We start from the raw sequence: 21,197 nt of genomic DNA, 5'->3' as shown, positions 1-21,197 counted from the left end.
GCCATTTTCGATATGTCTCTATAGATTGGAGTAGATTTATGTTACCATGTGCAAAATCCCCTGAATATGGAGACGAGAAAAGTCCAGGTGACGGGCGGGTCGACGTACACGGTATCGCTTCCGAAATCCTGGGCGACCGAAAACGAGGTCAGCGCCGGGACGACCGTCGAGTTCTATCCGGAGGACGATTCGCTCCTGTTGACGCCACAGAGCGATGTCGACAGACAGGAAGGGACGCTCGATGTCTCGAACCTCGAGGACGAACGCTTGACCCGGGCCGTCATGACGATGTACGTCAGCGGCTTCGATCTCATCCGTCTCGAGGCGAACCGGATCACAACTGACCAGCGGCGGGCGATCCGTAACGCGACCCAGAGCCTCGTCGGCGTCGAGGTGTTAGAGGAGACCACCGACAGCGTCGTGATTCAGGACCTGCTGGACTCCTCGGAGCTGTCGATCCTTAACGCCGTTACCCGCATGCGGCTGATCGCCTCGTCGATGCTCGACGATGCGATCACCGCGCTCATCGAAAACGACGACGACATCGCGCGCGACGTGATCGAACGTGACGACGACGTCGACCGCCTCTGGCTCGTCGTTTCCCGAATCTTTCGGGCGACTCTGCGATCTCCTCGAGCAGCCGAAGAACTCGGGGTTCCTCGCGAGGACTGTTTCGACTACCACTCGAGCGCCAGACAGCTCGAGCGCGTCGCCGATCACGCCGTCAAAATCAGCCAACTCGCGCTCAAACTCGAGGAGATCCCGGAAGCCGTCGCCGAGGCGCTCGCGGCGCTTCACGACGACGCGTTCGACGTCTTAGAAAAGTCACTCGATGCGTTGGTCGCCGAGGACAGCGAAGAAGCGAACCGGCTGGGCCACGCCGCTCGAGAGCGGATTCTCGAAATCGACGAACACACCCGGACGATCGACGACATGCTTCGAGAACTCGATCCGATGCAGGCCCAGTCGCTCGGCTTAATCGTCGACTCGCTCTCTCGGAGTGCAGACTACGGTGGAAACATCGCGGAAACGGCGTTACAGAAGGCTGCACCGAGCCCCTGAGTTAGGCGTTTTACGGTCGACGAGCTGATCGGGCAGTCGGATTCTCAAGGGTCGATCGATATCATGTTGAACAGTGGACGGATGCTGTAAAAATACCTGATCGAGTACCGCTCTCTCTCCTTTGTATCACGATCAGTTACCAAGATCACACGACGAGTGAGAAAGAACTGCGGACACCGGCAGATTCATTTCCGTCTACTGTGATAGGAGGTGTATGTTCGATACCTTACTACACGCCGGGCACGGTCATCCGAATCTCTGGTGGATTCTCGTTCCGAGTTACCTGACGTTCGTGATCGGAATCGGCGTCGGCATGTATTCCGACAGGCTCCGCGAGTTCGTCAGCGGACAGGAAACGCAACCTGCAGAGTGAATTCAGCCGCTTTCGGTCGCTTGACGCGTTGAAAGCACCGTTCTACAGCCGGAGTAGTACGAATCTTCGAGGTCGACTGGAAGACTCCGGATTCCGTGTTCGACTGATAGGGATTATCGTAGCCAGCCGGATGTTTCGCCTCGTAAGGGTTGACACCGTGTTTCGATTTTCGAACAAGAAATCTATGAATCCCTACGATAATTCCTATGAAACCGTCGGTTTCGCGGACCTCGCGGGAGATTTGTTCCTGTCAGTAACAAGGGCTCCAAAGCTCTCTCGAATCACCTCACCCTGAGTGATTCACTCCGCGGTGTGAACGGATGGTTCGCGCCGCTCGGGAGAGGCGAGACGAATTCGAGAAAATCGATTCCGACAGTTATTCGACGAGAACGGCGTTTACCTGTCCGTTCTGGCCGGGCCGGGAGGTGACTCGAGCGTTTCCTTCGTCGGTGTCGATGATTGCGCCCTTGGTGATGATGTTTCGTCGGACGTAGTTCGGGTTCGCGTCGTTTTCGACGACGTCGTTGATTTCGGTCGTCACGGTTTCGCCGCCTTTGTTGACGTTTACGACGTTCGTCGCGAGCGCTCGCGTCTTCTCGCCGTTTCCGCGGACATCGACGGTTCGGTAGCGTGGTTCACCGACCTGGGTCTCGGTCGGAAGTCGACCGAGTTCGTACTTGCGTCGGTTTCGGATGTGCTTGAGTCGCCCGCCTGTTCGCTTGCGAGTAGAACGGCCTTGATCTTGCATACCCGTTGAAAGTCCGGGCGGATACTTGAATGCAACCTTTTCTCCCGGCCTATCGGAGTCGACGGACTGGAACGGCCGTTCCGTCGTTGCCGTCGGTCGTGCGGTCGAGGGCGTTGCTTACGCTTCGGCGGACCCGACGAGCGTCTTCAACACGCACATGCTGATCTATTCCGCGGCGATCGTCTGTACGGCGATCGGTATCCGGGGATTTCGCCACTGGCGGGAGTTTGCACGAGCCGAATCGCTCGAGTCCGCGTAATCAGCCGAAAAACGGGGTACTCTCACCGTCGCTTTCGACCGTCTGTTTTCGCTACTCCTGTTGTGCGTCCACGACCGCGACGCCCGCCAGGTTGACGATATCTTTAACCTCGTCGCCCCGCTGGAGGACGTGGACCGGTTTGTCCATTCCTGTCAGCATCGGGCCGATCGCGTCGGCACCGCCCAGACGCTGGAGCAGTTTGTAGCCGATGTTCCCCGACTCGAGGTTCGGGAAGACGAGCACGTTCGCGGGCTCCTCGAGTTCCGAAAAGCCGTAAGTGCCCTCGAGGATGTCCTCGACGACGGCCGTGTCGGCCTGCATCTCGCCGTCGACTGGGAAGTCGACCGCGGGATCGTCCTGGAGCTGCTGTGCGGCCTTGCGCGGTTTGACGGTGTCTTCGTTGGTGACGCTGCCGAAGTTCGAGTACGACAGAAGCGCCGCGCGCGGTTCGACGTTGAACCGTCGGGCGAGTTTGCCCGTCTGCTTGGTCACTTCCTCGAGGACGTCCTCGTCGGGGGACTGGTTGACGGTTGCGTCGGCGATGAAGATCACGCGATTCTTGAACGTGAGCATGTAGACCCCGGCGGCGTAGTCGACGTCGTCCGCGGTGCCGATCACCTGCAGCGGCGGTCGAAGCGCCGAGGGGTAGTGATGAGAGAGACCGGTCAGGAACGCGTCGGCGTCACCCTCTTCGACCATCACGCTACCGAAGTAGTTCGTGTCGCGGCGCACGAGCTCGCCCGCTTCGGTGCGCGTAATTCCCTTTCGCTGGCGGAGTTCGTGCAATCGTTCGGCGTACCGTTCGTAGTCTCCCGCGTCCGGATCCGCGACCTGCGGCTCGAAGTCGAGTCCGAGGTTCGCGGCCGTCGATTTGATCTCGGCTTCGTCGCCGATCAGAATCGGCAGGGCGATCTCCTGCTCCTGGAGCTGATACGCAGCTCGGATCATCTTCTCGTTTTCGCCCTCCGCGAGGGCGACCGTCTTGGGGTCGCTTTTAGCCTTGTTGAGGACCACCCGCATCATCTCGCGGGACTTGCCGAGTCGAGCCTCGAGCTGTTCTTCGTACTCGTCGATATCGATATCTGTGCGAGCGGCTCCGGAGTCGGCCGCCGCCTCTGCGACGGCGGGAGCGATCCGGAACAGGACTCGAGGGTCGACCGGTTTCGGGATAATGTAATCGGGTCCGTACTGGATCGGGTCGTCGCCGTAGGCTTTGACAACCGCGTCGGGGACGTCCTGCCGGGCCAGATCCGCCAGCGCGCTGGCCGCGGCAACTTTCATGTCCTCGTTGATCTCGGTCGCCCGAACGTCGAGCGCGCCGCGGAAAATGAACGGGAATCCAAGGACGTTGTTGACCTGATTCGGATAGTCCGAACGACCCGTCGCCATGATGACCGTGTCGTCTCGAGCCTCCTTGGCCTCCGCGTAACCGATTTCGGGATCGGGATTGGCCATCGCGAAGATGATCGGATCGTCGCCCATCGAGCGAACCATGTCCTGATCGACTATCCCGCCGATCGAGAGACCGACGAAAACGTCGGCTCCCTCCATCGCGTCCGAGAGGTCGCCTTCCGGCACGTCTCGAGCGAACTCTCGCTTGTACTCGTTGATGTCGTCGGCCGCGGCGCGGGCGTCCGTGATGATCCCCGAGGAGTCACACATGAGGATGTTCTCTCGCTTTGCGCCGAGCGAGACGTAGAAGCGCGCGGTCGCGAGCGCACTCGCGCCGGCTCCGGAGAAGACGATCTTCAGGTCCTCGAGATCCTTGTCGGCGATATCGGCCGCGTTGAGCAACGCCGCACCGGAGATGATCGCGGTGCCGTGCTGGTCGTCGTGGAAGACGGGGATGTCCATCTCCTCGCGAAGCCGCTCTTCGATGATGAAACAGCCGGGCGCTTTGATGTCCTCTAAGTTGATGCCGCCGAAGGTCGGCTCCATCATCTTCGCGGCTTCGATTATCTTCTCGGGATCCGCCTCGTCGAGTTCGATGTCGAAGACGTCGATGTCGGCGAACCGTTTGAAGAGAACGCCCTTTCCTTCCATGACCGGCTTGGACGCTTGGGCACCGATATCTCCCAGACCGAGCACCGCGGAGCCGTTCGAGATCACGCCGACGAGATTTCCCTTAGCGGTGTACTGAAACGCTTCGGATTCGTCTTCGTCGATCTCGAGACACGGCGCTGCCACGCCGGGTGAGTACGCGAGCGAGAGATCCCGCTGCGTATTCGTCGGTTTCGTCGTCGAAATCTCGAGTTTTCCCGGCGGATCGATTCGGTGGTACTCCAGTGCGTCCTCGTCTAGTCCCATACGAGGATCACTAACGGGAACCACTAAAAACAATGCGAAGGCGCATTTCGACAAACGTCGAATTGCTTGTCGGCGCTCTCTCAACGCGTCCGAGTTCGACGATTCGACCCTTTTATACGGCCCGCGACAGTCCAACCGGGTATGGATGTCGCGCTTGGTGGGACGTTCGACCCCGTCCACGACGGTCATCGGCGACTGTTCGAACGGGCGTTCGAACTCGGAGACGTGACCGTCGGGCTAACGAGTGACGACCTCGCCCCGAAAACGCGCCACGAGGACCGACCCGTGCGGTCGTTCGAACAGCGAAAGGACCGCCTCGAGGACGAACTCGAACCGTTCGCCGAGGAGTACGATCGGACGTTCGAGGTTCGAACCCTCCGCGAGCCGACGGGGATCGCGACCGAGCCGCAGTTCGATTATCTCGTCGTTTCGCCGGAAACCGTCGATGGAGGCGAGAAAATCAACGAAATTCGGCGCGAACGAGGCCACGACTCCCTCGAGGTGATCGTCGTCCCGCATCTTCGAGCCGAAGACGGCGACATCATCTCGAGCACGCGCATCGTCAACGGCGAAATCGACGAACACGGGCAGCTGGTCGATTCGGACGACCAGTAGCGGGCGGAGTATCGACGTGCGATGAGAGTCGCCGAACTGCTGCTTTCGCCGACGAACCGTTCTCAGTAGTTCTTACCGATGGGTATCGTTTCATCACCGTAGTTGGCACTTACGTGGTTTTGATTCCGATAAACCACTTGATAGCGTCGATGACTTGGGTAGAATTCGTAGCCAGCGCGGCGATTGGTACCATCGTGGCCGGTGACCGACGCTACCAGCGCGGGGGCTCGAGTCCAGCGGTTTCGAGCAGTTCCTTCCATCGCTGTTGAATGGAGAGTCGCGAAACGTCTGCGGCGTCGGCGACCGTTCCCTGCGTGCGGCCGTCGCCGGCGACAAGCGAACCAGCGTAGATGCTCGCCGCGAGGACGGCGCGCTTGGACCGATCCGATTCGGGAACATCGGTGAGAAAGAGATCGCCGGCGTACGAGCGCGCTTCGCTCGAGAGTTCGAGCCGATCCGCGATGGTCTCGAGTTCATCGAGCCAGGCTTCGTACTCGACGCGATCGCGCGCACTGTGCATGGCTCGAGATTTTAGCGGCATCGAAATAAACCCACGGACATCCGTGGAAGGCTAGACGGTCGCGTCGACTGACTGTTTTGCTCCCGTAACGTTATGGACTCCGTGAACGGTCTCTGGGGCCGGATACTCTCCGCAATAGGGGGCTATATCGGACAACGTTCAGCTACGAACGACTAGAGAAACTGGCCGTTCGCTGGCGATTTCACTAGGTCACGATTACTAAAGCCGGGTGAACCGGAAGGCCTCAGTGACGCCCGTCGCTCGCTCCCGCGACTCGCGTCTCATCATGAGTACCGAGCCAACATGCAAACTCGTCTGTACCGGCTGTGGCCTCGAGATGCCGTACAGAGATAGATCGCTGGCGGAGCAGGCGGCGGAACTCCACCAGTTGCGGGATTCCGAGCACGTGACCTTCATCGTTCCACCGGATTGGTCGCCCGAAGAGCCCTTAGTTCACGATTGAGTTTGCGGTCTCGAGAGGACGGATCGACAGGTTCTTACTCGAATCGCGGAAACGATAGCCTGCGCGCGGGTAGCCAAGCTAGGCCAACGGCGCAGCGCTTAGGACGCTGTCCCGTAGGGGTCCGCCGGTTCGAATCCGGTCCCGCGCATTCCTGTCGCTCGCAAACTCGCGAGCGACGGGAATCGCCAATATGGATTCGAACTCGAGGAGTCGCAGCCCGGAAGCGACCGGAGGGAGCGACCCGGAACGTCTCCACATAGTTCGAATCCGGTCCCGCGCACCCAATTCAATGATCTCTCGAGAACCGTCTGCTTGTAACTCCGGGAAATCAGTCTGCTTGTCGCTCACTCGAGAAGCAGCCGACCAGAGTTCTCGGCTGTACGACGTTCGGTCTGGTGTTGCTCGGCTCTCCATTGCTCGTCGCCAGCACCGGGGATCGGGTCGGTCCGCTGGCACTTCCGCTGGTCGCGATCGCGGGACTGGTCGGGACCTGGTTCTGGTACAGCGTTCGGCTGGTGAGCCGGGTTTCGGCGGAGACCTAAGAATTGATCTTCCGTTTCTTGAGCCGATGTCGCGTTCGTCTCGAGCAGCCGTGATGATCGAACGGCTTTATCCCCGATCGAGTCGGTCGTAGTGCACCCGACAGCCGCAGGGACGAGCCGTGTGGCGACCGGGACCGGAGGTGACCACTCGCAGGACCGGGGTTCCACACCGCGGGCAGTCGGGAAACGGCGACTCGTCGCCGCCGTCGGTCTCGACGGCTGGGTCGTCTGCCCTATCGCTCGTGCAATCGTCTGTTTGCTCGCTCACGACGAACGCACCCGCGTTCGTCACGAGGAGCGGGATTCCACGAACGGTAACGCGAACCTCGAGCGCCTCGGGGTCGAACTCGCTGGCGAGTTAGTACTCGTCCCGAGGCAGGCCGTGGTCCTCGAGCGTACGGACGATGTCCACGACGAGCGGATCGCTCGAGTGGGTCATCGTGGGTGGGCACCGCTCTGGTGTGAGTGGGTGTACTCGAGACCGTCGCTGGTTGGATTTCGATTCGACTGGCGTACGGGACGTTTATGCCCGCGGAGAAGTAATCCAATCATGGCAACTGACCCTTAGCGGGTTTGGAAGCCACGTCTCGGGTGCTGTTACCACCCGGGGCATTTCAATACGAACGCCCCCTTGCTGTGGAGTGTTGGCTTCCATTCTGACGAACGCGCTCAAATGTCATATAGCTACTGTTTCAGTGTGAGTGGCGGGTTCGACTCGAGACTCGAGGGCTTGTGGAGTCCCCACGTTTCGTCGACAAGGCGAGTATGGAACCGTGAAATTGAATGTCCGGGGAATCGCACAAGCGGTTTATTAGACGTGTCGGGGTTCAACCAGTGGTGTTTGGATGCTCCCACAGAATGAACGTACGCGATTCGGTCGGTCCGTCGGTATCGGGATTATAGTCGTTCTCGCGGTTACTGGTCTCACAGCAGCCGGAATCGGGCTTGGTAGCGTTTCCGGCGAGAACGTCGACGTGACGGAGATCGATTCCTGCACGACGATCTCCGAGCCGGGGAACTACCAACTCGCTGAGGATATCGAAGACTCCTCCGAAGACGTCTGCATCGAGATCGAAGCGAATAACGTCGAACTCGATGGAAACGGACACACGATTGATGGCGACGTTACCGACGAGGAACGCGAGCAATTCGTTAGCGCCGTCGAAGACGACGAGGGTGCCTTCCCGACCGACCCCGAGTGGCAACGCATCGGCATCTCGGTCGGCGCGGAAGCCGATCGTTCGTCTGTCGTGGTGCGCAATGTAACCGTCAGTAACTGGTTCTTCGGCATCAACTACGAGAGCGTAATGAATGGCGAGGTACAGGGCGTAACGGCGGAGAACAACGGCGACGGTATTTCTGCTTATAACTCGAGTCAGGTTACGTTCGCCGATTCCACGGCGAGTAACGGTAGTTCGGGGTTCATTTTCGATAGCTGGGACGAGGGCGTTTCGGAGGATAACGCGATACACAACGTTGAAAGCCGGTCAAACACCCTCGACGGCATAGCGGTCTGGGAAACGACCAACCTCGAGTTAACCGAGTCCACAATTGCGGACAACGACGTGGGACTCATTCTCGGTATCGACACCGACGACAGCACCGTCTCGGGCGTCGAACTCGACAGAAACACCCAGATAGGCGTTCTCTCGCTGGAATCCAGCGATCAACACTTCCAGAACGTGGCGATTACGAACACGCAAGGCGACGTAGAGATGGAAGGCTGGGCCGACCTCGAGCCGGGTGCATTCGTGTTTGTCAATACCACAGATTCCACTATCGAGGATTCGACGGTGATCGACAACGAGCGGTGGGTTTACCACTCGTCGGACGAGTCAGCGGACAACACCGTCGAAAACCTCGAGACCGAAGCGGGAACGTTCACGTTCTCTGGAACCGATATTGCCGTTCAACACGTGCTACCCGAGGAAGACGAGCAAGCGCCTGAACCAGAGGAAGCGGGAGAGATAACCGCAACTATCGAACGGGCGACCATCTCCGTCATCACCGACCACCTCGAAGAAACGCCGGCCGGAACGGAGGTTCCCGAAAAAGAGTAATGTGACCGACCATCTCGCACTGTCGCGTCGCGACTCGCATTGTGCGCAGTTCGCGCTGGTCTCAGTTCGTTATTTAGGTCCATAGTCGATCAAGCCGGATGGCCGGCCCTCAAGGTCGAGGGGGAGTTGACCCGTTATTTTTGTATCTCTAAAAGAAATTCCCGGCCGATGAAAGCTCGAGTCGAGCAACACGTCTTCGACGAGCCAGAAGGTGGTCTGCCCTGGTGATGGTCGCCTTTTCGGTCGTTTTCTTCGCGCTGTACGTATACTACGGACTCGAAGTAGATGGCGGGTCGATCAGCGCGCTCGTTCTCGGGACTGCGTTCCTCCTGTCCGGGGTCGCGGAACTCCTCCCGACTGATCGACGACTCGCGCCCGGACTCCTTCGGATGACCGCATACGGTCTTCTCGTCGGGTTCGTGATCACCGTACTCGTCGCCCCGGACATCGTAATCGGATGAGACGATGGGTGAGTGGTGGATTCGACTCGGTACTCGAGGCCGTTATGGAGCGCCGAAACGCTTATCGATAATCGGGTTGGTTATTTGAAATATGCTCGAGAACGATTCCGAAACGGAAGCGTTCGTGTCCGCGATTCACCGTTCGATCCTCGGTGTATTACTCGCAATAGCGGGCCTCATCGCTCTCAGTTTGGTGTTTAATGCCATCTACGGGGGAAGTCTTTTGCTTGGCGTTGGAGGGGCGGCAGTCGCAGTTGTCGCCGCCTACTGGATTTTCTCTCTCTTCATGGAGGGCCTTCGAGAGCGATAGCACGGTTGATTCGTGTTGCAAAACGCTCTCCAATGCGGATCACGTGCAGATCCTGTTGCTACGCTCGCTCGCTTTCCTATCGCAGATTTCGCTCGAGTTTCCTGCTCGTGCTGGCAACACAGATTTCCACGCCGCTCACGGATCACTTCGTTCCGCTCACGGTTCTTTTCACTCACCGTCCGCTGTCGAGACCCGGCTTCGCCGCATCTCGCTCTCCCCGTTCACGTTTCGAGACCCTCACTACGTTCGGATCTCGTCCTCCCCAACCGATTCGCTCACTCACAGGTTCGTTCGCTCATCCACTGGAAGACGTGACGGGACTTCCAAGCCGTTCGATCACAAGTGATCGAAGACCTCGCACAACGTTGAGTCACGGTTCGTACGGATCGCGGTTCCTGTCGGTCACCGCTCCCAGCGCTCACCGTGATACAGCGCGCGCCACCGCACGTGTTTTGGTTGGTTCTGAGCCAGTTGCCGTTTCCTCCTCCCTCGAGCCTTCGTTCTATACTAAACTCCTCGCTCGGCGAGTGAAACAGATCCAAATACCCCCTTGCCAACAACTACCTATGGACCAGCGACGACTCGGTTCGACGGATCTGCACGTAACGGAAATCGGCCTCGGAACGTGGAACATCGGCTCGGCCTGGGGCGACGTCTCGGACGAGGAGGCTCGAGCGGCCGTCCGAACGGCTCTCGAGGAGGGCGTGACGTTCCTCGATACCGCTGACGTTTACGGGGACGGCGCGAGCGAGCAGTACATTGGGGAGGTCCTCGAGGACTGGGACGACTCGGCGGACGTGACCGTCGCCACCAAGGTCGGCCGACGGCTCGATCCCCACGACACCGCGGAGTACACCGCCGAAAACCTCGAGGAGCACGTCGACCGGTCTCGAGAGAATCTGGGCGTCGAAACGCTGGATCTCGTACAACTACACTGCCCGCCGCGGGACGTGTACTACGAGCCTCGAGTGTTCGACGCGATGGACTCGCTCGTCGAGGCCGGAAAAGTCGACCACGTCGGTGTGAGCGTCGAAAAGGTCGAGGAGGGCCTGAAGGCCATCGAGTACTCCTGCGTCGACACGATTCAGATCATCTTCAACCCCGTCCGCCAACGCCCCGCGGAGCTGTTCTTCGAGGAGGCCAAACGCCGGAATATCGGCGTTGTCGTCCGCATTCCGCTCGCCTCCGGACTCCTGACGGGCGCGCTCTCCGCGGATACGGAGTTCCCCGAGAGCGACCACCGGAACTTCAACCGCGACGGCGAGGCCTTCGACCGCGGCGAAACTTTCAGCGGGTTGCCCTTCGAGCGGGGACTGGAGGTCGCAGACCGAATCGAAGAACACGTCCCCGAGGGGATGACGACCGCGCAGTTCGCCCTGCGCTGGATTCTGGACCACGACGCCGTCTCGACGGTGATCCCGGGCTCGAGTTCCCCTGAGCATATTCGTGAAAACGTCGCCGCCTCGTCGTTTGACCCGCTCTCGAACCGAACCCACGGCGTCGTTCGAGATATCTACGAAGCGGACGTCTACGACGCGGTTCACCACCAGTGGTGACGAACGGTTACAACTATGAACAGTCTCCGTATCGACCAAAATCAACCGCTTGAACCGATCTAAGAGAGTATTTGTCTTCCGGAGGACCGAAAGGATTACCTCCAGATATCATCGAGTTATGGCCATGAAACTCACCGACGACCAGTTCGAACAATATCAGTCCGAGGGCTACGTCGTCGTCGAAGACGTGCTCTCCGACGACACTGTCGATCGAGCGAGAGAGCGACTTCGGGAGTATACCCACGGTGACCGGGAGCCGGAGACGTTCGGCAAACAGCTCGAGCCCGCCGTCGAACGCGGCGAGGTCGAAGTCGACGAACCGGGCGATGCCGTCCGGAAGATGGAAGGGTTGGGGATGGTCGACGAGGACGACGTCTTCGAAGCGGTCGCGAGAGACGATTCGATCGTCTCGATCAACGAGCACCTGCTCGGCGAGCACCTCAAGTTGCTTCGAAGCGCCGCGATGCTCAAACCGCCACACGTCGGGAGCGAGAAGAGCTTCCATCAGGACGCTGCCTACTACCCGATCCGCCCGATGGATCACGTCACCGTCTGGATCGCCATCGACGAGGCGACCCTCGAGAACGGCTGTATGTCCGTTGTTCCCGGCGAACATACGAAGGGAATCATCACCCACGAAACCGACGAGTACGAGACCGATATCGTGATCGACGGCGAGGAGTACGGCGAGGACGATCTCGTCCAATTACCGATGGAGCCGGGTGACGCGCTCTTCCAGCACTGTCTGCTCCCGCACTACACCGAACCGAACACGACCGACAACCCGCGCCGAGCGCTCATTATGTCGTACATGGACGCCCGCTCGAGGTTCACCCAGAGCGACGACGAACGACCCGACTGGGTCGACTCGGTACACATTCAGGGCGAGGAGTTCCCGGGCTGCGTCTGAGCGTTCCCAGACAAGCGCTCTTCACCTCGACTCTCGCTACTGTTCTCTCGTTGATGGTCACTGGTCGATTTATCGCGGGTCGGCGTAGTCGTCGGAATCCGCCGATTCCTGATCCGTTTCGTCGTCACTGTGAGACGCGGTTGGATCGCTCGCTTCGTTTCCGTCGGGAGCTGTGACTGGTTCGTCCGTGTCGTCGTCCGAAGCGTTCGGTATCGGATCCGAACTCTCGTGAGTCGTCTCCGCGTCGGCGAGCGTGTGCGGATCGGCGGGTTCGTCGCTGTGTCTGGTGTCATCGCGTTCGAAGACGTAGAAAACGGGGCCGATGAGGACGATGACGAGCAGCCCCGGAATGGGAACCGTCGGAACGAACAGGAAGAGTCCGAGCCCGAGCATTCCCGTACTGAATACCAGAAGCGCCCAAACCGGCGGCCAAACGACATCGACTCGTCTCGCATCCCAGTAGACGAGCAACGAGACGACGCCGATCACCACCGGTCCAAGAACGCCGAGGAGGAGATCACTCATACCTCATCGATTCGACCGACCGGGAAAAAGCGTTCTGAGATCACGCTGGGATCTGCTGCGAACAAGATCCAAGCGAATCGGGTGCCGTCAGTTCGTCGAGATTCGCGATATCACTCGAGTACTGGAACGCCGCGAGACTCCAGACGATCGAGAAGTCGAATTACCGCGAGACCGGTGAAAAGTACCGCGACGCTCGCAAATGCGACTATCGCGATCGTTTCTGGATTCCCGGTTGAGAGCGCGAGCAACGATGCCGTCCCCGCGAGCAACGAGAGCGTAAGCAGTAGCTCCAGGGTTACACATCGCATTTTGAACCAGGCCGACGACGGGACGAGTCGTTCCGTTCGCTGGTAGTGAACCATGGAAACCTGTTTTTCTCCTATCACTATAAACCTACTCGACGAACGATCTCGAGATCCCCGTCGATCAGTTTCGGGACCCACTCGGATCGGTTCGTTTGGTAACAGCCACCACTACCATCGTCAAGCCCACAACGTTTATTCGATCACGAACGACTTCTAGGAGTAATGGACGGATTAGACGATGTGTTCGGGGACATCTTCTCGAGTGTCGATGCCGTCGTCCTCTTCGGGCCGAGCGGGTCGTACTACGAGCGCTTTTCGTCGGTCGAAGACCTCGACGTTATCGTCGTCGGAACGGAAAACGTCGTGAGCGCGGACACGTTCGTCGAACTGCCACTCGAGTTCGAGGACGTCGCAGAGCGGGTGTCGTTCGGTCTCGAAGGAGCCTTGCAACAGGGCATTATCGAAGACGGCGACGAACTCGCGTGTGCGACGAGCGTGTTCAGCGACAGTATCGACACGGTTTCGCGAGTCCGAGCCGACGCCGAGTCGAAGACGGGTATCTACGATCTATTCTCGAGGTCGCGTGCGGATCCGGAGGTCATCAAGTCGATTCTCGAGTTAGCGATTGAACTCGGGAAGAAAGGCCAGAAGGGCAAGCCCGTCGGCGCGCTGTTTGTTGTCGGCGACGCCGGAAAGGTGATGAACAAGTCCCGGCCGTTGAGCTACAACCCGTTCGAAAAGTCCCACGTTCACGTGGGTGATCCGATCGTGAGCGTCATGCTCAAGGAGTTCTCGCGACTCGATGGCGCGTTCGTCATCTCGGATTCGGGCAAGATCGTCTCGGCATACCGCTATCTCGAGCCCTCCGCGGAGGGTGTCGACATTCCCAAGGGGCTGGGTGCCCGCCACATGGCGGGTGGTGCGATCACCAGGGATACGAACTCGATCGCGATCGCGCTTTCGGAGAGCGACGGAATGGTACGGGCGTTCAAGGGCGGCGAGCTCCTGATCGAGGTCGATCCGGAGGCGTACTGATATGGAGTGGCAGACGTTCATCGACGAGCCTGCGGTCATCGCCGTGGCAGTGCTCGCGCTCGGATTGGTCGTCGGCTACCTCGTCGGAAAACTCAACAAGGAACTCCTGAGCGCGGCTGGAGTGGCCGACGCCGTCGAAGGGACGCCGTTCGAACGGACCGCCCAGAGCCTCGGCACTTCGACAGTCGAAATCGTCGCGCGGATCAGTTCGTGGTTCATCTACGGTATCGCCGTCCTCACCGCGATACATATCGCAGAACTGCTTCCGACCGACGCGTTCTGGGCGCGAATTATCGAGTTTATCCCGCAACTGTTCATCGCCGTTCTCGTGCTTATCCTCGGCTTTATTATCGCCGACAAGGCGGAACTGGTGGTTAGCGAGTACCTTCGTGGGGTCAAACTCCCGGAGGTCGCGATCATCCCGAAAGTCGTGAAGTACTCGGTGCTGTACATCGCGTTTATCGTCGCGTTGGATCAGGTCGGCGTGGCAGTATTCGCCTTGCTCATCCTGTTGGCCGTCTATGCCATCGGCATCGTCATCGTCGGCGGCTACGCGTTCAAGGATTTCCTCGTCTCGAGCGCCGCGGGCATCTACCTCCTGTTGAACCAGCCCTACAGCATCGGCGATCAGGTAAAAATCGGCGACCAGTCCGGCATCGTCCAGGAGGTCGATCTGTTCGTGACGAAGATCGAAGACGACTCCGAGGAGTTCATCGTTCCGAACCGGAAGGTGTTCGAGGAAGGCGTCGTCCGGATACGGGGCTGAAACGGTCCACCGGAGGCCGGCCGATCGTAGACGACCTCGAGGCTACTCGAGACTCAATCCCGCGTGCCATCGGTCTGCGCCGGCTTCGCATTTTACCTCGTCCATCTTCGCGAGTAGGTGCGTCGCCAGCGAGGCGGTTTCGGCCGATCGGGACTCCCCTTCAGTTCGGAACTCGCCGGTTTCGCGGTTGGCGTAGACCGAGCAGACGGCTCCGGCCCGAAGGCCGTAGATGGATGCGATCGTCATGATCGCGCTGGCTTCCATCTCGATGTTCTTGACGTTCGCTTCTTTGAGTTCGTCGACTAACTCCGTCGAGCCCGCGGCTTCGAAGCCCTCGAACCCCGGCCGTCCCTGTCCCGGATAGAAGGCGTCGGCGCTCATCGTGAGGCCGGTGTGATAGTCGTAACCGAGTCGCTCGGCGGCGGCGACGAGCGCGGAAACGACCTCGTAGTCCGCGGTCGCGGGATAATCTTCGCGGACGTACTCGTCGCTGGTGCCTTCCTGGCGCACACCGCCCGTCGTAATGACGAGGTCGCCGACTTCCATCTCGGCCTGTAACGCGCCACAGGAGCCGACGCGAATGAAGGTGTCGGCGCCGACGCGGGCGAGTTCCTCGACCGCGATCGCCGCCGACGGGCCGCCGATTCCCGTCGACGTAACCGAAATCGGCGTCTCCTCGTACGTTCCGGTTGCAGTACGATACTCCCGGTGGTAGGCCCGCTCGTCGTACTCGTTCCAGTGGGCGACGATCTTCTCGATGCGTTCGGGATTGCCCGGAAGCAAGACGGTGTCTGCAACGTCCTCCGGTCCGACCTCGAGGTGGTACTGTTCGTCCGCGTTCGGGTCTTCGCTGTGACCTGCCATGAGATTCGAGTGATTCGACCCGGGACCGTATATAAATGCGGGGCGGACGTAGCGGACGTATGGGCAGCGGTCACCTCGCGGACACCTACGTCGCGGCGATCCAGCACGATCTCGCCGATCTCGAGCCGGAAACCACCCTCGTTGGCGTGGTCCGACACCCGACGTCGTGGTTTCACGCGGCGGTCGACGAGAACGTCCCCGAGCTCGGCCCGCCCGAAGAGCTGCTCGAGTCGACCCGCGCCGCCGAAGAGGACCTCAAGATGCGCGGCTTCTGCGGGGAAGGCGCACACAACGCCGCCTGGGAGGAGGTCGGATTCGAGGGGGAGTATCGCACGTACCTCGAGGAATCGGCGGCCGCGAAGTCGGCGCTTGACGAACTCGAGGAGCGTCTCGCGGACGGCGAATCACTCGCGCTCGTCTGTTTCGAGAACACGGCGAAAAAGCGGTGTCACCGGACGATTTTGTGCGAGTATCTCGAAGATCGATCCCGGTTCCGGTAGTCGACCGGTATCGCCCCTGCCCGTCGTCGACGTTCACTCGAGCATCTCTTCGGTGATCGTCTCGGGGAGCAACTCGCCCAGCGTGTACTTACTGGTCGACTCTCCCTCGTCGCAGATAACGACGAGGTCGTCTCCGCAAAACTCGGCGAGCGTCTGGCGACACATGCCACAGGGGGTGACGCCGTCTCGTCGGCTCGAGCTGACGGCGATGCGATCGAACTCGGTTGCCCCGTTTTTGACAGCCTCCGCGATAGCGACCTCCTCGGCGTGAAGGCTGTTGCTGTAGTTCGCGTTCTCGAGGTTGCAGCCGACGTAGACCTCGCCTTCGGCGGTTTCGAGGGCCGCGCCGACGCGATACTCGGAGTAGGGGACGTGTGCTTCCGACTGGATGTCTCGTGCCGCCTCGATTAGCGCCTCGTCGTTCATAGCCACTGGTACCGCGACCGGCGGCAAGAAAGCACCGACCCGGACGGTCAGGCCTCTCGTTTCGAACCCGCTGGCGCACAGTCTCCCAACTGCTCAGTCCTTGCCCGCTCTCCCTTCCAGTTCCGCGATATCGTAGCCCGCTTCCTTCAGTACTGCCTCCGTGTGTTCGCCGTGGTCCGGAACCCCTTCGCGCCCGCTCGAGCCGTCGGCGGTGATCGGCGAAACGATCGCGGGGTATCCGTCCTCCGCTCGACGGACCATCCCGCGGGACTCGATCTGTGGATGTTCGAGCGCTTCGGCCGGAGAGAGAACCGGTTCGACCGGAACGTCAGCCTTCTCGAGGTCCGCCCACGCCGAGCGGGTCCGCTCGGCGAAGATCGATTCGAGTTCCTCGCGGAGCGCGTCTCGTTCCGCGGGATCCTCGGTCCCGTGAACCCCCTCGAGGTCGGGGCGATCGATCGCCTCGCAGAACGCGATCCAAAACTTCTCCTCGAGGGCCGAGAGCGTGACGTACCCCCCGTCGGTAGTTTCGTACACGTCGTACCACGGGAGGGCTCCGGTGAGGTGGGTTTCGCCCGGACGCGGCTCGTTTCCGAGGAGTGCCGGTAGCGCCGCGACCTGCGAGAACGAAATCACCGCGTCGGTCAACGAGACGTCGAGGTAGGTCCCCGTGCCGTCGCCGAGTTCTCGCGAGAGGAGCCCGGAGAGGATTCCGAACGCAGCGGACATGCCACCGGCCATATCCGCGATCGGATAGCCGGGAATCTGGGGCCTCGCGTCGGGATCCGACCGGGTCATATCGAGCAGTCCCGAGAGGCCGACGTAACCCAAGTCGTGGCCGGCGCGGTCGCTGTACGGGCCGTCCTGTCCGTAGCCGGTCACCGAACAGTAGACGATTTCGGAATTGATATCGCTGACCGCGTCGTAATCGACGCCGAGTCGGTCGGCGACGCCCGGCCTGAACCCCTCGACGACCACGTCCGCGTCCTCGAGTAATTGGAACAACGCCTCGGTTCCGGCGTCAGTTTTGAGATCGAGCGCGACGCTTTGCTTGCCGCGATTGACCGCGGCGAAGATCGCTCCCGTTCCGTCGTCGGTACGGGGTGGCATCCACCGCGCGTAGTCACCCGCGTTCGGATCTTCGATCTTGATGATCTCGGCACCCAGATCGGCGAGGAGTTGGGTCGCGTACGGGCCTGGAAGCAATCGAGTGAGATCGAGGACGCGAACGTCGTCGAGTTGCATAGCCTGGCTAACGGAGCCGAGAGACTTGATACTCTTGGCTGTAACTATGTGAAGATTTTCACACCCTCAGGGCGGCGAGAATCTTGAACGACTTACAGCCGAGAGTATAAAAAGGGGGCGTCGGACTCAGTCCGCGGTTTCGATCGCCGTTTCGACGACGTCACGCGCGTTGGCCACGAGTTCGTCGACCGTTTCGCTTTCCGCATAGATTCGGACGTAGGGCTCGGTGCCGCTCGGGCGGACGAGCACCCACGAGGCGTCGGGGAACTCGAGTCGCACGCCGTAATTCGTGTCGACTTCGGCGTCCGGAAAGGCATCCGGGAGGGTCGTCTCGAGCGTCTCCATCGCGGAGACTTTGTTGTCTTCGGGACAGTCAACGCTCACCTTCCGATAGGGGCGTTCGGTGACCGGTTCGCGAAGCGCGTCGGTGTCGCCGGCCTCGAGGGTCAGTGCGGCGATGACGCCCGCGCTCGCGACGCCGTCGATCCAGCCGCCGAAGGCGGTGTGGATGTGCTTCCAGGGCTCGGCCGCGAAGACGACCTCGGTTTCGGAGCCCCCCTGCTCGCGTTCGCGGGCGATCCCTTCGTGGAGCGAACCGAGGCGAACGCGCTCGACGCGGCCGCCCGCGGACCGAACCTGCTCGTCGATTCGCGCCGAGGCGTTCGGCGTCGTGACGACGACGGGATCCTCACGATCGGCGCTTCGCGTGTAGTGAGCGGCGACGACGGCCAAAATCGTGTCCTCGTGAATCACGTCGCCGTCGGGATCCATGACGACGAACCGGTCGGCGTCCCCGTCCTGAGCCACCCCGAGGTCGAACGAGCCTGACTCGAGAAACGCTGAGAGGTCGGTGAGCGTTTCGGGCGTCGGCTTGCTCTCTCGAGCCGAGAAGTGGCCGTCGACGGTCGCGTTCAACGCGGCGACATCAGCGCCGAGTCGCTCGAGAATCTGCGGCGTCGCGAGCGCCCCGACGCCGCCGCCGCAGTCGACGGCGATCGAGAGCCCGGCGAGGGGTTCGGACACTCCGGCGGACGAACCCACCCCTTCTCTTCCGGACAGGTTCGGGAACTGCTCTCGGACGTACGCCGTCACCGCGTCGTGATAGCCGCCGAGTATCTCGAGACGTTCCGACCGTCCCCACTCGTCCCATCGGGCGAGATCGGGCGTCTCGACGGCGGCTTCAACAGCCAATTCGGCGTCGCGATCGTATTCGACTCCGTCGACGAACAGTTTGATCCCGTTATCTTCCGGCGGGTTGTGACTCGCCGTGAGCATCACGCCGCGTCGTCCCTGCGAAGCGAACGCCAGGGCGGGCGTCGGAACCTGACCGACTCGGCGAACGTCGGCACCCGCACTCTCGAGGCCGGCTTCCATTGCGGCGGCCAGCGCAGGCCCGGTTTCGCGCCCGTCGCGGCCGACGACGAACGTTTCACCGGGGTTTCCGGCGGCTTGTCCAACCGACAGCGCAACCGCCGGTGTTACCGTTTCGTCGACTGGGCCACGAATTCCCGCCGTCCCGAACAGCGTCATAACCGGGGGTTTCGCGAGCAGCCACTTATGTGTTGATAGCTTCAAACGACGGCGAATCACCGTCTGCACACTCCTCCATCGGTCTGGCCGTGTTCTCCACCGCTTCAGGAGTGTTTCTACACCACCCGAGCTAAAATATATTTTAGCTTTCACTTATCCCCCCGGATCGGCTAGCACCGGTGATGAGACGGACAGATAACGGTATCGACGGCCAGTCGGACGATGTCCGCCGAGTTCACGGCGTTCTGGGCGGGCGGACGAACGAGAGCGAGATGAATAGCCAGCGGTCGACGGTCCGAACGGAACGAGTGTCGGGCGATCAATCGACCCAAATAGTCAAAACGGGAACGACGACGATCGGTGCCGCCGGATCCGACGGTGTCGTCCTCGCTGCGGATACGCGCGCGAGTCTCGGCGGACGGTTCGTGACGAATCGAAGCACCCGAAAAATCGCCCCCGTCGACGACCGGACGGCCGTCGCGTTTGCGGGGAGCGTCAGCGACGCTCAGGCGTTCGTTCGGCAGTTGCGCGCCGAATTGCGCCGCTACGAGATGCACCACGACGGCTCCGCGTCGGTCGAGACCGCGGCGACGGTCGCCGGCGACCTCATTCGTCGCGGTCCGTACCGGATTCTCGATATCGTCCTCGCCGGCGTCGACGAACGGCCGGCCGTCTACGATATCGGACAGGGAGGCGGCGTCATGCAAAGCGACTACGCCGCGAGCGGAAGCGGGATGGAACTCGCCTACGGCGCGCTCGAGGGCACTTACGAGCCGACGGTGCCAGTCTCCCGGCTCACGACGATCGTCGCGGACGCCGTTCGGAGCGCGACCGAACGGGATACCGCGAGCGGTGATGGGATGACGATCGGGACCATTACGGACGAATCGATCGACATCGAAACCTTCGACGGAATCGATTCGGCGATAGCCTCGCTTACCGACTCGGCTGCTGGGGCCGGAACCGATCTGGACGGTGACGGAGAGTCGACCGGAGAGGTGGCCTAACGATGGATTCGAATGCGCGACAGCAGGCTTACGATCGCGGGAGCACCATCTTTTCGCCCGACGGTCGCCTCTATCAGGTCGAGTACGCCCGTGAGGCCGTCGAACGAGGGTCGCCGAGCGTCGGCGTTCTGACCGAGGACGGCGTCGTCCTTGCGGCCCGAAAGCGACTCCGATCGCCGCTGCTGGAGCCGGATTCCGTCGAGAAGATTCACCGAGTGGACGACCACCTCGCGATCGCATCGGCCGGACACGCTGCCGATGCGCGGACCTTGGTTGAATTCGCTCGAAACGCCGGGCAACGTCACCGGTTGCGATACGGAGAACCGATCGGCGTCGAACCGCTCGCAAAAGCCGTTGCGGATCACGTCCAGGAGTCCACACACGCCGGCGGTTCGCGGCCGTACGGTTCGGCGCTACTCGTCGCCGGCATCGACGAGCGATCGGCGGCCCCCGACGGAAATCGTCCGCGGCTGTACGAGGTCGATCCGGGCGGAACGGCCTCCGGCTGGCGAGCGGCGGCGATCGGCGACGGATCCCGAGATATTCGAGGGGCATTCGAAACCCAGCTACTCGACGGCGGGGAGCCCGATAGCACCGAGCCGGGCGATCACCACGAGGGCGTGGGTACGGCTCTCGAGGCGTTAACGACGACGGCGGAGAAGGAACTCGAGCCCGCGGAGCTGACCGTCTGGACGGTCGATTCGGAGCCGACGACGGTTCACCAGCTCTCGGCCGATGCTGTCGAATTAGCGCTGGCGGAAACGACCGCGTGAGCCGCGATCCCCTCCAGAGTCCATAAAAACGGCTA

At 61.0% G+C, this 21,197-nt stretch carries 25 protein-coding genes, 1 tRNA gene and 1 pseudogene; 18 read left to right on the top strand and 9 right to left on the bottom strand.

The window, feature by feature from the left end:
• Positions 1 to 66: 66 nt before the first annotated feature.
• Positions 67 to 1,062, top strand: coding sequence for a PhoU domain-containing protein (locus ACZ5C7_RS19970; RefSeq protein ID WP_464378009.1), 996 nt, complete (start codon positions 67 to 69; stop codon positions 1,060 to 1,062).
• Positions 1,063 to 1,276: 214 nt separating this feature from the next.
• Entirely contained in the window at positions 1,277 to 1,435 is a 159-nt protein-coding gene (locus ACZ5C7_RS19965; protein WP_464378008.1) for a hypothetical protein, read from the top strand.
• A 376-nt stretch (positions 1,436 to 1,811) separates the two neighbouring features.
• On the opposite strand, the gene ACZ5C7_RS19960 is transcribed toward ACZ5C7_RS19965, so the two are convergent.
• Positions 1,812 to 2,183, bottom strand: a complete 372-nt coding sequence (locus ACZ5C7_RS19960; RefSeq protein ID WP_459889145.1) for a 30S ribosomal protein S8e — start codon at positions 2,181 to 2,183, stop codon at positions 1,812 to 1,814.
• A gap of 25 nt (positions 2,184 to 2,208) precedes the next feature.
• Between ACZ5C7_RS19960 and ACZ5C7_RS19955 the strand changes: the two genes are divergently transcribed.
• Positions 2,209 to 2,442, top strand: a complete 234-nt coding sequence (locus ACZ5C7_RS19955; RefSeq protein ID WP_464378007.1) for a hypothetical protein — start codon at positions 2,209 to 2,211, stop codon at positions 2,440 to 2,442.
• Between the two features lie 51 nt (positions 2,443 to 2,493).
• On the opposite strand, the gene ACZ5C7_RS19950 is transcribed toward ACZ5C7_RS19955, so the two are convergent.
• Entirely contained in the window at positions 2,494 to 4,749 is a 2,256-nt protein-coding gene (locus ACZ5C7_RS19950; protein ID WP_464378006.1) for an NADP-dependent malic enzyme, read from the bottom strand.
• A 141-nt stretch (positions 4,750 to 4,890) separates the two neighbouring features.
• Here ACZ5C7_RS19950 and ACZ5C7_RS19945 point away from each other — a divergent pair, with 141 nt between their 5' ends.
• Positions 4,891 to 5,364: a phosphopantetheine adenylyltransferase gene (locus ACZ5C7_RS19945; protein ID WP_464378005.1), complete on the top strand. Its 474-nt coding sequence runs from the start codon at positions 4,891 to 4,893 to the stop codon at positions 5,362 to 5,364.
• Positions 5,365 to 5,575: 211 nt separating this feature from the next.
• Here ACZ5C7_RS19945 and ACZ5C7_RS19940 read toward each other — a convergent pair whose 3' ends face one another.
• The gene (locus ACZ5C7_RS19940) at positions 5,576 to 5,884 is read right to left on the bottom strand and encodes a cyclin family protein (protein WP_464378004.1); all 309 of its coding nucleotides are present in this window, start codon (positions 5,882 to 5,884) and stop codon (positions 5,576 to 5,578) included.
• Between the two features lie 286 nt (positions 5,885 to 6,170).
• Here ACZ5C7_RS19940 and ACZ5C7_RS19935 point away from each other — a divergent pair, with 286 nt between their 5' ends.
• From ACZ5C7_RS19935 to ACZ5C7_RS19895, 9 genes and pseudogenes are all read left to right on the top strand, one after another.
• A complete protein-coding gene (locus ACZ5C7_RS19935) occupies positions 6,171 to 6,347 on the top strand; it encodes a hypothetical protein (protein WP_464378003.1) in 177 nt (58 codons plus the stop codon).
• Between the two features lie 63 nt (positions 6,348 to 6,410).
• Positions 6,411 to 6,495 (top strand) — tRNA-Leu (locus tag ACZ5C7_RS19930).
• Between the two features lie 247 nt (positions 6,496 to 6,742).
• Complete coding sequence (locus tag ACZ5C7_RS19925; protein WP_464378002.1) at positions 6,743 to 6,889, top strand: hypothetical protein; 147 nt, start codon at positions 6,743 to 6,745, stop codon at positions 6,887 to 6,889.
• A gap of 91 nt (positions 6,890 to 6,980) precedes the next feature.
• Positions 6,981 to 7,457 carry a hypothetical protein gene (locus tag ACZ5C7_RS19920; protein WP_464378001.1) on the top strand — a complete coding sequence of 159 codons (477 nt, stop codon included), beginning with the start codon at positions 6,981 to 6,983 and terminating at the stop codon, positions 7,455 to 7,457.
• Between the two features lie 277 nt (positions 7,458 to 7,734).
• Positions 7,735 to 8,949, top strand: coding sequence for a right-handed parallel beta-helix repeat-containing protein (locus tag ACZ5C7_RS19915; RefSeq protein WP_464378000.1), 1,215 nt, complete (start codon positions 7,735 to 7,737; stop codon positions 8,947 to 8,949).
• Positions 8,950 to 9,167: 218 nt separating this feature from the next.
• Positions 9,168 to 9,410 (top strand): annotated as a pseudogene (locus ACZ5C7_RS19910) (hypothetical protein); the annotation flags it as partial.
• A 91-nt stretch (positions 9,411 to 9,501) separates the two neighbouring features.
• Complete coding sequence (locus ACZ5C7_RS19905; protein WP_464377999.1) at positions 9,502 to 9,720, top strand: hypothetical protein; 219 nt, start codon at positions 9,502 to 9,504, stop codon at positions 9,718 to 9,720.
• A gap of 566 nt (positions 9,721 to 10,286) precedes the next feature.
• On the top strand, positions 10,287 to 11,276 hold the full coding sequence (locus tag ACZ5C7_RS19900) for an aldo/keto reductase (protein WP_464377998.1): 990 nt from the start codon (positions 10,287 to 10,289) through the stop codon (positions 11,274 to 11,276).
• 124 nt (positions 11,277 to 11,400) lie between these two features.
• Positions 11,401 to 12,186 (top strand): phytanoyl-CoA dioxygenase family protein, encoded by a 786-nt coding sequence (locus ACZ5C7_RS19895; RefSeq protein WP_464377997.1) that lies wholly within the window; start codon positions 11,401 to 11,403, stop codon positions 12,184 to 12,186.
• A gap of 69 nt (positions 12,187 to 12,255) precedes the next feature.
• Here the strand turns inward: ACZ5C7_RS19895 and ACZ5C7_RS19890 are convergent, their stop codons facing one another.
• Both ACZ5C7_RS19890 and ACZ5C7_RS19885 read right to left on the bottom strand, forming a co-directional pair.
• Positions 12,256 to 12,711, bottom strand: coding sequence for a hypothetical protein (locus ACZ5C7_RS19890; protein WP_464377996.1), 456 nt, complete (start codon positions 12,709 to 12,711; stop codon positions 12,256 to 12,258).
• A 110-nt stretch (positions 12,712 to 12,821) separates the two neighbouring features.
• Entirely contained in the window at positions 12,822 to 13,073 is a 252-nt protein-coding gene (locus ACZ5C7_RS19885) for a hypothetical protein (RefSeq protein WP_464377995.1), read from the bottom strand.
• 165 nt (positions 13,074 to 13,238) lie between these two features.
• On the opposite strand from ACZ5C7_RS19885, the gene dacZ reads away from it, so the two are divergent.
• On the top strand, positions 13,239 to 14,051 hold the full coding sequence (gene dacZ, locus ACZ5C7_RS19880; RefSeq protein ID WP_464377994.1) for a diadenylate cyclase DacZ: 813 nt from the start codon (positions 13,239 to 13,241) through the stop codon (positions 14,049 to 14,051).
• A gap of 1 nt (position 14,052) precedes the next feature.
• The gene (locus ACZ5C7_RS19875; protein ID WP_464377993.1) at positions 14,053 to 14,817 is read left to right on the top strand and encodes a mechanosensitive ion channel family protein; all 765 of its coding nucleotides are present in this window, start codon (positions 14,053 to 14,055) and stop codon (positions 14,815 to 14,817) included.
• Positions 14,818 to 14,859: 42 nt separating this feature from the next.
• Here the strand turns inward: ACZ5C7_RS19875 and ACZ5C7_RS19870 are convergent, their stop codons facing one another.
• Positions 14,860 to 15,681 (bottom strand): nucleoside phosphorylase, encoded by an 822-nt coding sequence (locus tag ACZ5C7_RS19870; RefSeq protein ID WP_464377992.1) that lies wholly within the window; start codon positions 15,679 to 15,681, stop codon positions 14,860 to 14,862.
• Between the two features lie 59 nt (positions 15,682 to 15,740).
• Here ACZ5C7_RS19870 and ACZ5C7_RS19865 point away from each other — a divergent pair, with 59 nt between their 5' ends.
• A complete protein-coding gene (locus ACZ5C7_RS19865) occupies positions 15,741 to 16,181 on the top strand; it encodes a DUF488 domain-containing protein (RefSeq protein ID WP_464377991.1) in 441 nt (146 codons plus the stop codon).
• A gap of 33 nt (positions 16,182 to 16,214) precedes the next feature.
• Here ACZ5C7_RS19865 and cdd read toward each other — a convergent pair whose 3' ends face one another.
• The 3 genes from cdd to ACZ5C7_RS19850 all read right to left on the bottom strand — a co-directional run bounded on the left by cdd (position 16,215) and on the right by ACZ5C7_RS19850 (position 19,382).
• Positions 16,215 to 16,607, bottom strand: coding sequence for a cytidine deaminase (cdd, locus tag ACZ5C7_RS19860; RefSeq protein ID WP_464377990.1), 393 nt, complete (start codon positions 16,605 to 16,607; stop codon positions 16,215 to 16,217).
• A 93-nt stretch (positions 16,608 to 16,700) separates the two neighbouring features.
• Positions 16,701 to 17,852: a CaiB/BaiF CoA transferase family protein gene (locus tag ACZ5C7_RS19855; RefSeq protein ID WP_464377989.1), complete on the bottom strand. Its 1,152-nt coding sequence runs from the start codon at positions 17,850 to 17,852 to the stop codon at positions 16,701 to 16,703.
• A gap of 126 nt (positions 17,853 to 17,978) precedes the next feature.
• Entirely contained in the window at positions 17,979 to 19,382 is a 1,404-nt protein-coding gene (locus ACZ5C7_RS19850) for a phosphohexomutase domain-containing protein (protein WP_464377988.1), read from the bottom strand.
• Positions 19,383 to 19,654: 272 nt separating this feature from the next.
• Between ACZ5C7_RS19850 and ACZ5C7_RS19845 the strand changes: the two genes are divergently transcribed.
• Together ACZ5C7_RS19845 and ACZ5C7_RS19840 are read left to right on the top strand one after the other, a co-directional pair.
• Positions 19,655 to 20,389, top strand: coding sequence for a proteasome subunit alpha (locus ACZ5C7_RS19845; RefSeq protein ID WP_464378484.1), 735 nt, complete (start codon positions 19,655 to 19,657; stop codon positions 20,387 to 20,389).
• 2 nt (positions 20,390 to 20,391) lie between these two features.
• Complete coding sequence (locus tag ACZ5C7_RS19840) at positions 20,392 to 21,162, top strand: archaeal proteasome endopeptidase complex subunit alpha (RefSeq protein ID WP_464377987.1); 771 nt, start codon at positions 20,392 to 20,394, stop codon at positions 21,160 to 21,162.
• Positions 21,163 to 21,197 lie beyond the last annotated feature (35 nt).

This window comes from Halostagnicola alkaliphila (assembly GCF_055379965.1).
This window is presented reverse-complemented; position numbering and strand designations above follow the sequence as displayed.